The organism is Saccharothrix sp. NPDC042600 (assembly GCF_040647305.1).
GTDB classification, from domain to species: Bacteria; Actinomycetota; Actinomycetes; order Mycobacteriales; family Pseudonocardiaceae; genus Actinosynnema; species Actinosynnema mutabilis.
In genome coordinates, this window is the sequence record NZ_JBEZBW010000042.1 from 1 (window position 1) to 13,192 (window position 13,192).

9 protein-coding genes are annotated in these 13,192 nt (G+C 73.0%); 6 read left to right on the plus strand and 3 right to left on the minus strand.

Translation table 11 applies throughout. The annotated features are described in order from the left end of the window. Positions 1-253: 253 nt before the first annotated feature. The 3 genes from AB0A74_RS23745 to AB0A74_RS23755 are packed head-to-tail and all read right to left on the minus strand — an operon-like array spanning position 254 to position 3,348. Entirely contained in the window at positions 254-1,528 is a 1,275-nt protein-coding gene (locus tag AB0A74_RS23745; protein ID WP_358252587.1) for an SDR family oxidoreductase, read from the minus strand. Between the two features lie 48 nt (positions 1,529-1,576). Beyond that, positions 1,577-3,121 (minus strand): long-chain-fatty-acid--CoA ligase, encoded by a 1,545-nt coding sequence (locus AB0A74_RS23750; RefSeq protein WP_358252589.1) that lies wholly within the window; start codon positions 3,119-3,121, stop codon positions 1,577-1,579. Then, entirely contained in the window at positions 3,118-3,348 is a 231-nt protein-coding gene (locus tag AB0A74_RS23755; protein ID WP_358252591.1) for an acyl carrier protein, read from the minus strand. The genes AB0A74_RS23750 and AB0A74_RS23755 overlap by 4 nt, the downstream gene beginning before the upstream one ends. 174 nt (positions 3,349-3,522) lie before the next feature. Between AB0A74_RS23755 and AB0A74_RS23760 the strand changes: the two genes are divergently transcribed. The 6 genes from AB0A74_RS23760 (at position 3,523) to AB0A74_RS23785 (ending at position 13,022) form a co-directional block, all read left to right on the plus strand. After that, positions 3,523-5,187, plus strand: coding sequence for a helix-turn-helix transcriptional regulator (locus AB0A74_RS23760; protein ID WP_358252592.1), 1,665 nt, complete (start codon positions 3,523-3,525; stop codon positions 5,185-5,187). A 201-nt stretch (positions 5,188-5,388) separates the two neighbouring features. After that, on the plus strand, positions 5,389-8,355 hold the full coding sequence (locus AB0A74_RS23765; protein WP_358252594.1) for an amino acid adenylation domain-containing protein: 2,967 nt from the start codon (positions 5,389-5,391) through the stop codon (positions 8,353-8,355). Continuing rightward, positions 8,355-9,089 (plus strand): hypothetical protein, encoded by a 735-nt coding sequence (locus AB0A74_RS23770; protein ID WP_358252596.1) that lies wholly within the window; start codon positions 8,355-8,357, stop codon positions 9,087-9,089. Before AB0A74_RS23765 ends, AB0A74_RS23770 begins: the two co-directional genes overlap by 1 nt. Before the next feature lie 11 nt (positions 9,090-9,100). Then, complete coding sequence (locus AB0A74_RS23775) at positions 9,101-9,844, plus strand: N-acetyltransferase (protein WP_358252598.1); 744 nt, start codon at positions 9,101-9,103, stop codon at positions 9,842-9,844. After that, positions 9,841-10,893: a methyltransferase gene (locus AB0A74_RS23780; RefSeq protein WP_358252600.1), complete on the plus strand. Its 1,053-nt coding sequence runs from the start codon at positions 9,841-9,843 to the stop codon at positions 10,891-10,893. The genes AB0A74_RS23775 and AB0A74_RS23780 overlap by 4 nt, the downstream gene beginning before the upstream one ends. 509 nt (positions 10,894-11,402) lie before the next feature. Next, the gene (locus tag AB0A74_RS23785) at positions 11,403-13,022 is read left to right on the plus strand and encodes an MFS transporter (RefSeq protein ID WP_358252602.1); all 1,620 of its coding nucleotides are present in this window, start codon (positions 11,403-11,405) and stop codon (positions 13,020-13,022) included. The last annotated feature ends 170 nt before the right edge of the window (positions 13,023-13,192 follow it).

The window sequence follows — 13,192 nt, forward strand, 5'->3', positions numbered from 1 at the left end:
GTGCGGCGGGCGGCGGGCGGCGGGCGGCGGGCGGCGGGCGCGCAGCGCGGCGGGCGGCGCGGCGGGAGTGGGTGGCGGACCGGGGCGGACGGTGGGCGGCGTGGCGGTGTCGGCGGGTGAGTGGCGGGCGGACCGGAAAGCGGCGATGTGGGTGAAGCGGAGTGGCGGTGGGGTGTGTGCGGCGGGTGGTGGTGAGGGGTTGGGAGGGGCTGAGCGGGGTCGGGGGGGTGACCCCGCTCAGCTTGGGTGGGGGTCAGGCTGCTGTGGGTAGGGGTTCGGTGGCGTGGGCCGGGGCCAGGGATTCCCGGGTCGGTTCCGTGGGCAGGTCCTTCGCCAGTTTGCGGATGTTGCGGGCGTTGGCTTCCAGGATGTCGATCGGCTCCAGGGTCGATCCCAGCACGATCGGGTTCGTGTGGGCCGCCGCGTCGATGTTGGCCAGTGCGGTCGGCAGGCAGCGCGGGAACAGGGAGCGGATGAAGCCGGCGCGCCGGCGGGCTCGGCGGGTGCTCGACAGCGGGTGCTTCCAGTCGACCTCGGCCAGTCGCACGCGGTTCGCGCGGATCAGGTCGCGGCGGAACGTGCGCCACGGCACCGTTTCCAGGTCGAACCTCGTCGCCAGCTCCGCGTTCGTCACCGGGGTCACCGGGTAGGTGATGGCGCGCGGAGCCTCGGAGAGGGCGTTGTCCAGGACCGTGCGGGCCAGGACGTCACCGGCGACCATCGGGATCCTCGCGTCGGACTCCCACGTCCGGCCCTGCTGCACCATGTGGCCGATCATGTTCCAGAACGAGTACTCCATGCCGGGGTCCTTGAACGACGTCAGCGGACCGCCCAGCGCGAACGGCGCCTGGTACAGGTGGATCGGCACGCCGTCGCGGTTCGCGCGCAGCGCCAGGTGCTTCACCACGTACTTCATCCGGCTGTACCCCTGGAAGAAGAAGCTGCGGCGCAGGAAGTCGCGCCGCTGCCGGTACACCTCGCTGCCCACCGAACCGATCACGTGCAGCGTCTTGAACCGCTTGGTCAGGCAGAACTCGGCCAACGCGACCGTCGGCACCACCTTCTCCGCCCGGTACCGGGAGTACGGGTACTCGTGCGTCGTCGCGCCGGCACCGTCGACCACCACGTCCACCGACGTCCGCAGCTCCTCGTACCGCGCGTCGTCCAGGCCCAACCGCGGCTCGACGTAACCGGCCTCGAAGACGACCAGCTTGTCCATCGAGGGCAGTGCCATCTTGTACTTGCGGGCCGTGCGGGCTATGCGGGCCTCCCCGGTCTGGTCGCCCTTCGGGCGCACCAGCGCGTACACCTTGCCGACGCGCGCGTCCAGCAGCAGCTCGCGCAGCAGGTGCATGCCGATGAACCCGTTGGCCCCCAGCAGGAGCACGGTCTTGCGCTCACCGGCCGTGCGGCGCGGCAGGGACCGGGCGACGTCCGCCGGGTCCGCCGAGTAGTCGAGGGCGATCTTCGTCGGGTCGCCGGTCCGCAGGGCGTGGTAGTCGCTGTTGTGTCGCAGGGAGATGCGCATGGGCTCCGCCTGTCGTGGGAAGTGTCGGTAAGGGCTTTCCGCAGGCGGCTAGGCCACGCGGCGGTCGAGGTGCTGCCAGAACCGCTCCCTCAGGTCGCGGCGCAGGACCTTGCCGCTGGGGTTGCGGGGCAGCGCGTCGAGCAGCTCGTAGCTCGACGGGAGCTTGAAATCGGCGATTCGGCCGCGCAGGAACGCCGTCAGCGCGCGGGTTTCCGGGGCCGCGCCGGCGCGCGGCACCACGAAGCAGTGCACGACCTCGCCCCAGTGCGCGCTGGGCACGCCGACCGCGGCGACCTCCAGCACGTCCGGGTGCGCGGCCAGCGCGTTCTCGATCTCCGCCGGGTAGACGTTCTCCCCGGCCACGATGATCGTGTCCTTGATCCGGTCCTGGATGAACAGGTAGCCGTCGTCCAGGAAACCCGCGTCACCGGTGTGCAGCCAGCCGTCCACGAGCGTCTCGGCGGTCGCGTCGGGCAGGCCCCAGTACTCCAGCATCGCGGCCGGCGACCGCAGGCACACCTCGCCGACCGCGCCGGGCGGCAGGACGTCCCCGTCCTCGTCCACGACCTTGATGTCCACCCCGGGGTACGGGCGGCCGGCGGCGCGCATCCGGGGGCTGCCCACGACGTGCTCGGCCGGCGGCAGGCACACCGCGGTGTTGCCGCTCTCGGACAGCCCGTAGATCTGGGCCAGCTCGCAGTCGAACGTGTCCAGGCACCGCGCCAGCAGCGCCTCGGAGATCGGCGACCCGCCGTAGACGACCTTGCGCAGCGTGGCGAAGTCCTCGCGCCGGGGCCGCGGCGGGGCGAGCATCATCTGCATCTGCGCCGGCACCACGCACGCCGTGGTGATCCCCAGTTCGCGCACCTGCCGCACGGCCTGGTTGCCGGCGAACACCGGCACCGACACCATCGTGATGCCCGCGCCGAACCCCTGGATCGCCCACCACAGCCCGCCGATGTGGAAGCCGGGGATGCCGATGAGGCTGATGTCGTCGGCGCGCCAGTCGATCCAGTCCAGCCCGGCCGACGCCAGCGCGGCCTTCACGGCGAAGAAGCTGCGGTGCGCCAGCACGACACCCTTGGGGTTGCCGGTGGTGCCGCTCGTGTAGACCTGTGCGACCGGGTGGTCCGGGCTCCACGTGGGGTCGCTGTCGGTGTCGTCCGCGCCGCGCCACCCGGGCACCGACGCGATCGGCACGACGTGCCGCAGCCGCGGCAACCCGTGCAGCCCGTCGGCCACCGCGGCGTCGTCGGCGAACAGGACGACCGAGCCGGAGTCCGACAGGACGTGGTGGATCTCGGCGGGCGTCAGCCGCCAGTTGATCGGCACGACGACCGCGCCGGCGATGGCGCACGCGAACAGCACCTCGTAGTACCGCTCGGACTCCTTGCCCAGGTAGGCGACCCGGTCGCCGGGCCGGACGCCGTGCGCGACCAGGGCGTTGGCCAGGCGGTTGCTCCACGTCGCCAGCTCGCCGTAGGTGACCCGGCGGTCCTCGCAGACCACGGCCACGTGGTCGGGCCGCTGCCACCCGTGGAACCCGATGACGTCGTAGACGGTGCGCAGGTTCGCGTAGAACGTCCCGTTCATGCCGCCGCCTCCGCCAACATCTCGACTATCGCCCGCTCGGACACCAGGTCCGGGACGAGCGTCGGGTCCACCTCGACGCCGAACTCCTGTTCCAGCGCCAGCACCAGCTGGACCTGGCGCAGGGAGGTCCACCCCGGCAGGGTGTCCGGGTCGAGCCGCGCAGGCAGCTCGTCCGGGTGGACCGAGAACACCGATGCGATCACGTCGCGGACGCGCCCCTCGATCATGTGGACTCCATTCACGCCTGATTTCCCGCTGTGCCGTCGCGGCGATCCAAACAGGCCCGGGTAATCGCGGAGGAAGTCGATCGCGACCGGATGCGCCCATTTTCCGGTAATCGGACGGGACAACGCGGGACGCGGGGTGTTGAGCGGCCGGGTCGGCGAATGCACGATGGCGGTGTGGGGCATGGCGAAAGCGACTCCGGGTGGGCGGCGGGGGGCGTCGGCGATCCCGAGCGCGTGCGCGACGCGGTGCGCGCCACCCCGGGCGCGTGGCCGTTGGCGCAGGTCGCGGCGGTGGTGGGGCGGACGTGCCGGATCGCGGACCTCGCCGAGCTGACCGGGCAGCGGGTCGCCCAGCTCCTGGGCGCGGTGGACGCGCTGCTCGCCGCGGACGTCCTCGAATGGGCCGGTGACGACCTGCGGTTCCGGGACGAGCGGGTGTGGACGGCGGTGCTGGACGGCATGCCCCGGGCGCTGCGGGACGCGCTGGCCGCCGACTGCGCGCGGCTGCCCGCGGGACGGGTCGCGGCGGACCGGTCGGCCGACGAGCTGACCCGGGCGTTGGCCCTGGTGCGCGGCGCGCTGGCCCGCCCCGGCGCCGCCCGGCACGCCGACGACCTGCACGGGCTGCTCGCGAACCTGCTCCTGCTCCAGGGCGACGCGACCGCCGCGCGAGCCGCCGCCGAGCGGGTCCTGGCCGCACCGGGCCGGCCGGCCGACGAGGCGACCGGCACCCGGCTCGCCGCCCTGGCCCTGGCCGGCGACCGCCGCGCGGAGGCGCTGGCCGAGGCGCTGCTGACCGCCGACGAGGGCGCCGGGGCAGGGGTGTCGGCCAGTGTGGCGGCGTTGGTGTTGTCCGATCTGCGGTGGCGGCGCGGGCGGGTCGCCGAGTCGCTGCGGCTGGCCCGGGCCCAGGAGAGCCCGGCGCCGCACTGGCGGTTGTGGCAGCGGCTCGCGCTCGCCGACAAGCTGGGCAGCCTGCGCCGCCTGGACGAGGCCCACGCCCTGCTCCGCGCCACCCGCGACGACCTCGACCCCCGGCGACGCGACTGCTACGAGGGCTGCGTCGACATCGCGGAGGCGGCCGTCCTGCTCGTCGCGGGCCGCCTGGACGACGCCGCCGCCCTCGCCGAACGCGGGCTCGCCGCCACCCGCGAAGCCGGCGTCCTGCTGCTCGTCCCGCACGCCCTGGCGGTCCTGGCGGCGGTGGCGTTGCGGACCGGGGACGTCGACCGCGCCGCGACCCTGCTGGCCGGGACCGTCCCCGGCCACGCGCTCCGCTCGACCTTGCACGACTGGGTGTCCCTGCTGGTCACCGCCCGCCGGTACGGGCCGGAGCGCACGGCCGCCGCGGCGGCGTCGGCCGGGTCGGTCCTGCTGCTCGCCGAACCGGCCGCCGCCGCGTGGCTGGTCCGCACCGCCACCGCCGCCGACGACCCGGACCTGGCCCGCCGCGTGGTGACCGCGACCGAACGGCTGGCCGCCGCGAACCCGGCCGTGCCCACGGTCGTCGCCGCCGCCGCGCACGCCCGGGCGCTGCTGGACCGGGACGCCGCCGGCCTGGCGGCGGTCGCGCACACCGACCCGTGGGCGGCGGCCCTGGCCCGCCGGGACCTCGCCGACCTGGGCGAACCGGCCGAGTCGCCCCAGGCGTGGGACTCGTTCAGCGGTGTCGAGCGGGCCATCGCGCGGCTGGTCGCCGAGGGCATGACCAACCGGCAGATCGCGACCCGCGTCCGGCTGTCCCCGCACACGGTGAACTACCACCTGCGCGGCCTGTTCCGGCGGCTGGGCATCTCCTCGCGCGCCGAACTCGTCCGGCACGTCCCCGCGGTGGCCTGAGGGTTCCGAGGGAAATCGCCGCGCCGGCCGCGCTCAAGGGCGATTCCAGTGGAATTCCACAACGCCCCGGCGACTACTCCCATGAGTAGTGGCCGGCCCGGGAACCGGACCTGAGCGTGGCTCATTCTGGTAGTCGGGGGAACCGGCCCCCGTCGCTAATGTCGAGGTCATCGAGAATTCGGCGGCACCCCGAGGGAACCCATGAACATCCGTAGGCAACCGCGTGTCCACGAACTGTTCGCCACCCGTGCCGCGTCCCAGCCCGACCGGACCGCGGTCGTCCACGGCGACGCGACGATCACCTACGCGGAACTGGAGCGCCGTGCGAACGGCCTCGCCCGCTTCCTCGTCGGCCAGGGCACGGGCCCCGACTCCGTGGTCATGGTCCACCTGGAGCGCTCGGTCGACGCCATCGTGAGCCTGCTGGCCATCTGGAAGGCCGGCGCGGCGTACCTGCCGGTCGAGCCGAGCGCGCCGGACGGCCGCGTCGAGGCGTTCGTGAAGGAGACCGGCTGCGGCGTCGTGCTGACCCACGACGTCGCCCGCTTCACCGACCTGCCCGTCACGGCGGTCACCCCGGGCTCCGCGCCGGCGGCCGGCGCGCTGCCGGTGGCGGTGCACGGCGCCGACGCCGCGTACATCATCTACACCTCCGGTTCGACGGGCACGCCCAAGGGCGTCGTGGTCGAGCACGAGTCGTTGAGCTACCTGTGCGCGGAACTGGAGGGCCGCTACGGGATCACGCCCGACGACCACGTCCTCCAGTTCGGCGCGCTGTCCTTCGACACCTCCATCGAGCAGATCACGACCGCGCTGCTGGCCGGCGCGACCCTGGTGCTGCCCGAGACCGTGTGGGCGCCGAGCGAGCTGCCCGAACGCCTGCGCCACCACGGGATCACCGTCATGGACCTGACCCCGGCCTACTGGCGGCGGTTCCTGTCCGAGGTCGAGCGCGGCGCGGGCGACCTGCCGGTGCGCCTGGTCATCGTGGGCGGCGAGGCGGTCAACGCCGAGGACTGCCGCCTGGCGCTGGAGCTCATGCCGGGCGTGCGGCTGGTCAACGCCTACGGCCTCACCGAGACCACGATCACCTCGTGCGTCGCGGACCTGACCGCCGACGTCCTGCCCGAGCGCGGCGCGGCCCCGGTCGGCGCGCCGCTGCCCGGCACCGTCGTGCAGATCCTGGACGAGCACGGCGACCCCGCGCGGCGCGGCGAGATCCACATCGGCGGGCGGGGTGTGGCGCGCGGCTACCTCACCGAGGACGCCGACCACCGGTTCCGGTCCACCCCGCACGGGCGGGTGTTCCGCACCGGCGACCTGGGCGCGTGGACCGCGGACGGCCAGGTCGAGGTGCTGGGCCGCATCGACCGGCAGCTCAAGATCCGGGGCTTTAGGGTGGAGCCGGGCGAGGTGGAGACGACGCTGGCCGCGCACGACGCCGTGGACACCGTCGCCGTCACCGCCTACGAGAGCAACGGCCAGAAGCGCCTCGCCGCCTACTTCACCTCCTCCCGGCCGGTGGACGCCAAGGAGCTGCGCGAGTTCACCGGCCGCCACCTGCCCGACTACATGGTGCCCACGGCGTTCGTCGCGCTGCCCGAGCTGCCGTTGAAGACCAACGGCAAGGTGGACCTCGCCGCCCTGCCCGCCCCCGAGACCACCCGGACGACCTCGGACGACGGCCCGGTGGACCTGGTGGAGCGCGGCGTCGCCCGGCTGTGGCGGCAGGTGCTCAAGGTGGACCGGGTCGGCGCCGACGACAACTTCTTCGAGCTGGGCGGCAACTCGATCCTCGCCGCCGAGCTGATGGCGAAGGTCCGCGGCTCGCTGGGCGTGCTGATCACGCAGGTCCGCCCGCTGATCCGGCTGCTGCTGGAGGACGCCACCCTGCGCAGCTTCGCCCGCGCCGTGCGGGCCGCCCGCGAGGGCACCCTGGCCGGTGACGACACCCGCCGCAAGGTCGACTTCGCGGCCGAGTCGGAGCTGGACGTCGAGGTCCGCCGGGAGGTCGAGGACCCCGCGGACTGGCAGGACCCCCGGCACGTGTTCCTCACCGGCGCGACCGGGTTCCTCGGTGTCTACCTGCTGCGGGAGCTGCTGGAGAAGACCGACGCGACCGTGCACTGCCTGGTCCGCGCCGACGACCCCGGGCACGGGCTGTCCCGGCTGCAGGCCGGCGCCGCGCACTACTTCGGCGACGACCTCGGCCGGTTCCGGTCCCGGATCGTGGCCGTCCCCGGCGACCTCGGCGACCCCGGCCTGGGACTGTCCGAAGAGGACTTCGACCGGCTGGCCCGCACGGTGGACGTCATCCACCACCCCGGCGGCCGGGTCAACTTCATCTACCCGTACTCGCACATGAAGCCCGCCAACGTCGACGGCACCCGCGAGATCATCCGGATGGCCGCGCGGCACCGCAACATCCCGGTGCACTACACGTCCACCATGGCGGTCATCGCGGGCTTCGGCACCGCCGGTGTCCGACACGTCACCGAGACCACCCCGTTGGGCTACGCCGACCACCTGTCCGTGGGGTACGTGGAGAGCAAGTGGGTCGCGGAGGCGTTGCTGTTCCAGGCCGCCGAACGCGGTCTGCCGGTCGCGGTGTACCGGGCGGCCGACATCTCCGGCGACCGCGTCAACGGGGCGTGGAACATCGCCACCGAGATGTGCGCGATGAAGAAGTTCGTGGTGGACACCGGAACCGCGCCCATCGCCGAACTGCCGCTGGACTACACCCCGGTGGACGTGTTCGCCGCCGCCGTCGCGCACATCGCCGCCACGCGGCGGCCCTCCGGCGAGGTCTACCACCTCACCAACGCGGGCAAGGTCAACATCTCCGTGCTGGTGGACCGGCTGCGGGCGCACGGGCACGACGTGCGCGAGGTGTCGTGGAGCGAGTGGCTGGACGAGATGGTGCGCGTCGCCGTCGAGCAGCCCGACCACCCGATGACCCCGTTCGCGCCGCTGTTCATCGACCGGTGCGCGGCCGGGTCGATGAGCGTGGCGGAGATGTACCTGGAGACGACGTTCCCGGTGTTCACCCAGACCAACGTGACCGAGGCGCTGCGCGGCAGCGGCATCGAGATCCCGCCGGTGGACGAGGCCATGCTGGACCGCTACATCGGCTACCTGACCGCCATCGAGTTCCTCGGGGCGGCGTGATGTCCTGGGACTTCCTGGACCTCGCGGACGCGCCCGCGGACGGGCCGGTGGCCTTCCGCGACGACCTGTCGCCGCGGACCCTCCTGGACGCCTACCGGCACGGGCTCTACCCGTTCCCGGCGGACACCGAGGAGCAGAAGATCGTCAACGAGCTCGCCCACGGCGAGGTGCCCGCGCTGGGCGAGGACCCGTACGCGGTCGCCTGGTGCTCGCCCGACCCGCGCCCGGTGATCTTCGTCGACCGGCTGCGCGTGCAACGCAGCCTGCGCCAGCAACTGCGCAACAAGGTCGAGTGGACGACCACCGTCAACGCGTGCTTCGAGCAGGTCGTCCAGCACTGCCGGGTCGGCCGCGAGCCGCGGTGGCTCACCGACCGGCTGGTGCGCGGCCTGGTCGCCCTGCACGAGGCCGGGTACGCGCACAGCGTCGAGGTGTGGGAGGGCGACGAGCTGGTCGGCGGCACGTTCGGCGTCCGCATCGGCGGCGTGTTCAGCGCGGACTCCCAGTTCACCAAGCGCAGCGGCGCGGCGAAGGTCGCCGTGGCGTGCCTGGTGCGCCGGGTCGCGGAGAGCGGCGGCGTGGCGGTGGACGTCCAGCACGACGGCGACCACGCGAAGCTCATCGGCGCGGTCCCCGTGCCGCGCGCGGAGTACCTGGCGCTGTTGCGCTCGCACGCCGCCCACAACGGCGACATGCCCACCCGACCGCTGCCCGCGCGCAGCCTGGCCGCGTGAGGGAGGCGGACATGCGTGTCGTGACGCTGAAAGAACGCCCGGACCTCACGGACGCCATGCTGCACATGGAAGCCGAGTGGCCCGCTTACATCGCGCCCGAGCCGATGCTGATCGGGTGGGCGTTCGACCGGTACCCGCAGCACCAGATCGTCGTGGTGGACGACGACGACACCGTGGTGGCACGGGCGGCCGGCGTGCCGTTCTCGTGGGACGGCTCGGTGGACTCGTTGCCGGACAACGGGTGGGACGCCTCGCTCAAGCTCAGCATGATGGACACCTACGACGGCCGTCCTCTCACGACGCTGTGCGCGTTGGAAGTCGCCGTGGTTCCGGGCAAGCGCGCGCAGAACCTGTCCGCGTTCACCCTGGCCGCGGTCGCCGACAACGCCCGCGACCACGGCTACCGGGACGTCGTCGTGCCGGTCCGGCCCAGCGCCAAGCACCACGAGCCGCACGTGCCGATGACCGAGTACGCGGCCCGCACCCGGGACGACGGCCTGCCGACCGACCCGTGGCTGCGCGTCCACGTCCGGGCGGGCGCGGAGGTCCTCAAGGTGTGCCCCGTGTCCATGACCATCTCCGGCAGCCTCGCGCGGTGGCGCGAGTGGACCGGACTCCCCTTCGACACCAGCGGACCGGTCGTCGTGCCGGGCGCGCTGACCCCGGTCCGGGCGGACGTCGTCCACGACCACGCCGTCTACCTGGAACCCAACGTGTGGGTCCGACACCCCCTCACCGAAAGGCATGCCCGATGACCAGCACCCTGCCCGCCCGGATCGACCAGACCCGCATCGCCAACCGCGCCGCGCTGATCGAGGTCATCGGCGGTTACATGGCCTCGCAGGCCCTGGCCCTGGCCGCCGAGCTGAAGATCGCCGACCACGTCCACGCGGGCGTGACCGCGAGCGCGGACCTGGCGTCGGCCACCGCCACCCACGCCCCGTCCCTGCACCGCCTGCTGCGCACCCTGGTGGCCATCGGCCTGCTCGCCGAGCCCGAGCCGGACCGGTTCGCGCTGACCGAGGTCGGCGAGCAGCTGCGCACGGACTCGCCGAACTCGTTGTGGGCGTTCACGCGGTTCTTCACCAACCCGACGCTGTTCTCGTCGTGGCAGGAGGTGAAGCACACGATCACCACGGGCGAGTGCGCGTTCGACCACGTGCACGGCAAGAACATCTACGTGCACCTGGCGGAGAACCCCGAGCTGTCGGCGTTGTTCAACGTGGCGATGGGCCAGGAGTCGCGGGTCTCGGCGGAACTGGTCGCCGACGGGTACGACTACGCGGACGTCCGGCGGGTCGTCGACGTGGGTGGCGGTGACGGCACCCTGCTGTCGGCGATCCTCGGCGCCCACCCGCACCTGTCGGGCGTGTGCTTCGACAGCGCGGCGGGCGTGGCCGAGGCGGCGGGCGTGCTCGCGGCGGCCGGCGTGTCGGAGCGCTGCGAGGTCGTGGCCGGCGACTTCTTCGAGTCCGTGCCCGGCGGCGGTGACCTCTACATCATCAAGAGCGTCTTCCAGGACTGGGACGACGACAACGCGCGCAAGCTGCTGCGCACGGTGCGCGCGTCGATGCCGGCGGACGCGACGCTGCTCATCGTGGGGTCCGTGCTACCGGACCGGGCGAACACCGACAACCCGGTGATGTTCTACACCGACATCAACATGCTGGTGACCGCTGGTGGGCGGGAGCGGACCGAGGGGCAGTTCCGGGCGCTGCTGGCGGACACCGGGTTCGCCGTGGAGTCGGTGGGGCACGGCGCGGCTGGGCCGTTGTCGCTGATCACGGCGCGTTCGGCGGGGTGAGGCGGGGTGGGCGGCGGCCTCCGGCCCCCGGTTCGAGTGTCTCACGGGGGTACGACAGTTCCGGGCTGACCGGCTGAGGTGACTGGTCGGGGTGGCGGCTCGGGGCATCGGCCGCTTGCGCGGTGGCTGGTTCGGGTGGCGGTTCGGGATGGCGGTTCGCGGGTGGCAAGTGTCGAAGCGTCCGCCCGCCTTCCCACCGCCGCGCTCCCCGCCTGCCTTCCCACCGCCGCGCTCCCTGTCCGCGTTCCCAGCCCCGCCCTCGGGGTTCGTGAAATGCCGCCGGCCGCCGCCAGCCGCCGCCAGCCGCAGCCGCCGGCCGCCAGCCGCTCGCCGCAGCCGCCGGCCACTGGCCGCTACAGCCCCGGTGTGCTGGGGCTCCAGCGTGGAGTTACCGCCGGATTGCCGCCGAATGGTGGTCACCGGGTGCGACGGCATACCCCCTCCCTGTATGGTCAGGAACACTCACCGATACCCCCACCCGGTATCACCGCCGACGGAAGGGATGGGTCATGTCCACCGCGAACCAAGCACCACCACGAGCCGGACGACGGGAGTGGCTGGGACTGGGCCTGCTGGTGCTCCCGTCCCTCCTGCTCTTCATGATGCTGACGATCCTGTTCCTCGCGATCCCGCACATCTCCGCGAGCCTGCGCCCCGACGGCACGCAGATGCTGTGGATCGTCGACATCTACGGCTTCCTGATGGCGGGCTTCCTCGTCGCCATGGGCACGCTCGGCGACCGGGTCGGCCGCCGCAAGCTGCTCGCGCTCGGGTCGGCGGTGTTCGCGATCGTCTCGGTCGTCGCCGCCTACACCAGCGACCCGTCCATGATGATCTTCTGGCGGGCCGTGCTCGGCGTCGCCGCCGCGGCGGTCATGCCGGCCACGCTCGGGCTGATCTTCTCGATGTTCCTCGACCCCAAGCAGCGCGGCGTGGCGATCGGCGCGTGGGCGGCGGGCATCTCGGTCGGTGTCGCGCTCGGACCGCTGCTGTCCGGGTTGCTGCTGGAGGTCTTCACCTGGCGGGCGACGTTCCTGGTGGCCGTGCCGGTCATGGCGTTGGTGGCCATCGCGGCTCCGTTCGTCCTGCCCGAACACAAGGACGCGAACGCGGGCAAGCTCGACGTGCTCAGCGTGGGACTCCTGCTGGTGACCCTGCTGCCGCTGATCTACGGCGTGAAGGCGTTGGCGAAGGACGACTCGCTGGTCGAGGCGTTGGGCGCGATCGTCGTCGGTGTCGCGTTCGGCGTGTGGTTCGTGGTGCGGCAGTTGCGGATCGACGCGCCCCTGCTCGACATCCGGTTGTTCGCCAACCGCACGGTGTCGGGCGCGCTGTCCGTCTACGTCCTGGCGGCGCTGGCCATGGGTGGCATGTACCTGATGTTCACGCAGTACCTGCAACTGGTGGCGGAGCTGTCGCCGCTGCAGACGGGTCTCGCGATCCTGCCCGCCGCGCTCGTCCTGGTGGGGGTCTCGATGTCCACGCCGATCCTGGCGCGACGCGTCCGGCCCGGGTTCATCATCGCGGGCGGGTTGGCGATCCAGGTCGTCGGCTACCTGATGCTCACGCAGGTCGAGAGCACCGCCGGCCTGCCGCTGCTGATCGCGGGCTTCATCGTGCTCTACCCGGCGGTCAACCCGGCGATGGCGCTGACCACCGGCCTCGTCGTCGGCTCGGTGCCGCCGGAGAAGGCGGGCGCGGCGTCCGGCCTGAGCACCACGGCGAACGACCTCGGCCTGTCGCTGGGCGTGGCGCTGATCGGCAGCATCGGCGTCGCGGTCTACCGGGGCGGCGTCACCCTGCCCGGCGGCCTGACCGACGAGGACGCCGCGGCGGCGCGCGACAGCCTCGACGGCGCGGTGGCGGTCGCCGGGCGCGTGTCCGGTGACCTGGGCGGACAGGTGCTGGAGACCGCGCGTGCCGCGTTCACCAGCGGGCTCAACACCGGTGCCCTGATCGCGGCCGTGATCGCGGCGGTGGGTGCGGTGCTGGCGGCGACCCAACTCCGCCACGTGCCCCCGACCAGCGGCAACGACTGGGGCGGCGGCGCGGATGAGTCGGCCGATGAGGCCGCGCCCGCGGACGGGGCCAAGGCGGCTGAGGCGGCTGAGGCGGCGAGTCCGAAGTAGACGGATGCGGGCGGGCGTCCTCGCCGGTCTGACCGGCCGGCGAGAACGCTCCGGTCGCACAAGACAGCCGCTCCGGTCGCACAAGACAGCCGCACCGGTCCAGAGCGGCTCGGCGCGTGCCGGGCGGCAGCGCGGGTGCGGGGAGCCGCTGGGCAGGCGCGGCGGTGACT

Bases quoted from the DNA above. Each gene is read 5' to 3' on its own strand.
- AB0A74_RS23745 (WP_358252587.1), bottom strand. From the start codon at position 1,528: ATGCGCATCTCCCTGCGACACAACAGCGACTACCACGCCCTGCGGACC.
- AB0A74_RS23750 (WP_358252589.1), bottom strand. From the start codon at position 3,121: ATGAACGGGACGTTCTACGCGAACCTGCGCACCGTCTACGACGTCATC.
- AB0A74_RS23755 (WP_358252591.1), bottom strand. From the start codon at position 3,348: ATGATCGAGGGGCGCGTCCGCGACGTGATCGCATCGGTGTTCTCGGTC.
- AB0A74_RS23765 (WP_358252594.1), top strand. From the start codon at position 5,389: ATGAACATCCGTAGGCAACCGCGTGTCCACGAACTGTTCGCCACCCGT.
- AB0A74_RS23770 (WP_358252596.1), top strand. From the start codon at position 8,355: ATGTCCTGGGACTTCCTGGACCTCGCGGACGCGCCCGCGGACGGGCCG.
- AB0A74_RS23775 (WP_358252598.1), top strand. From the start codon at position 9,101: ATGCGTGTCGTGACGCTGAAAGAACGCCCGGACCTCACGGACGCCATG.
- AB0A74_RS23780 (WP_358252600.1), top strand. From the start codon at position 9,841: ATGACCAGCACCCTGCCCGCCCGGATCGACCAGACCCGCATCGCCAAC.
- AB0A74_RS23785 (WP_358252602.1), top strand. From the start codon at position 11,403: ATGTCCACCGCGAACCAAGCACCACCACGAGCCGGACGACGGGAGTGG.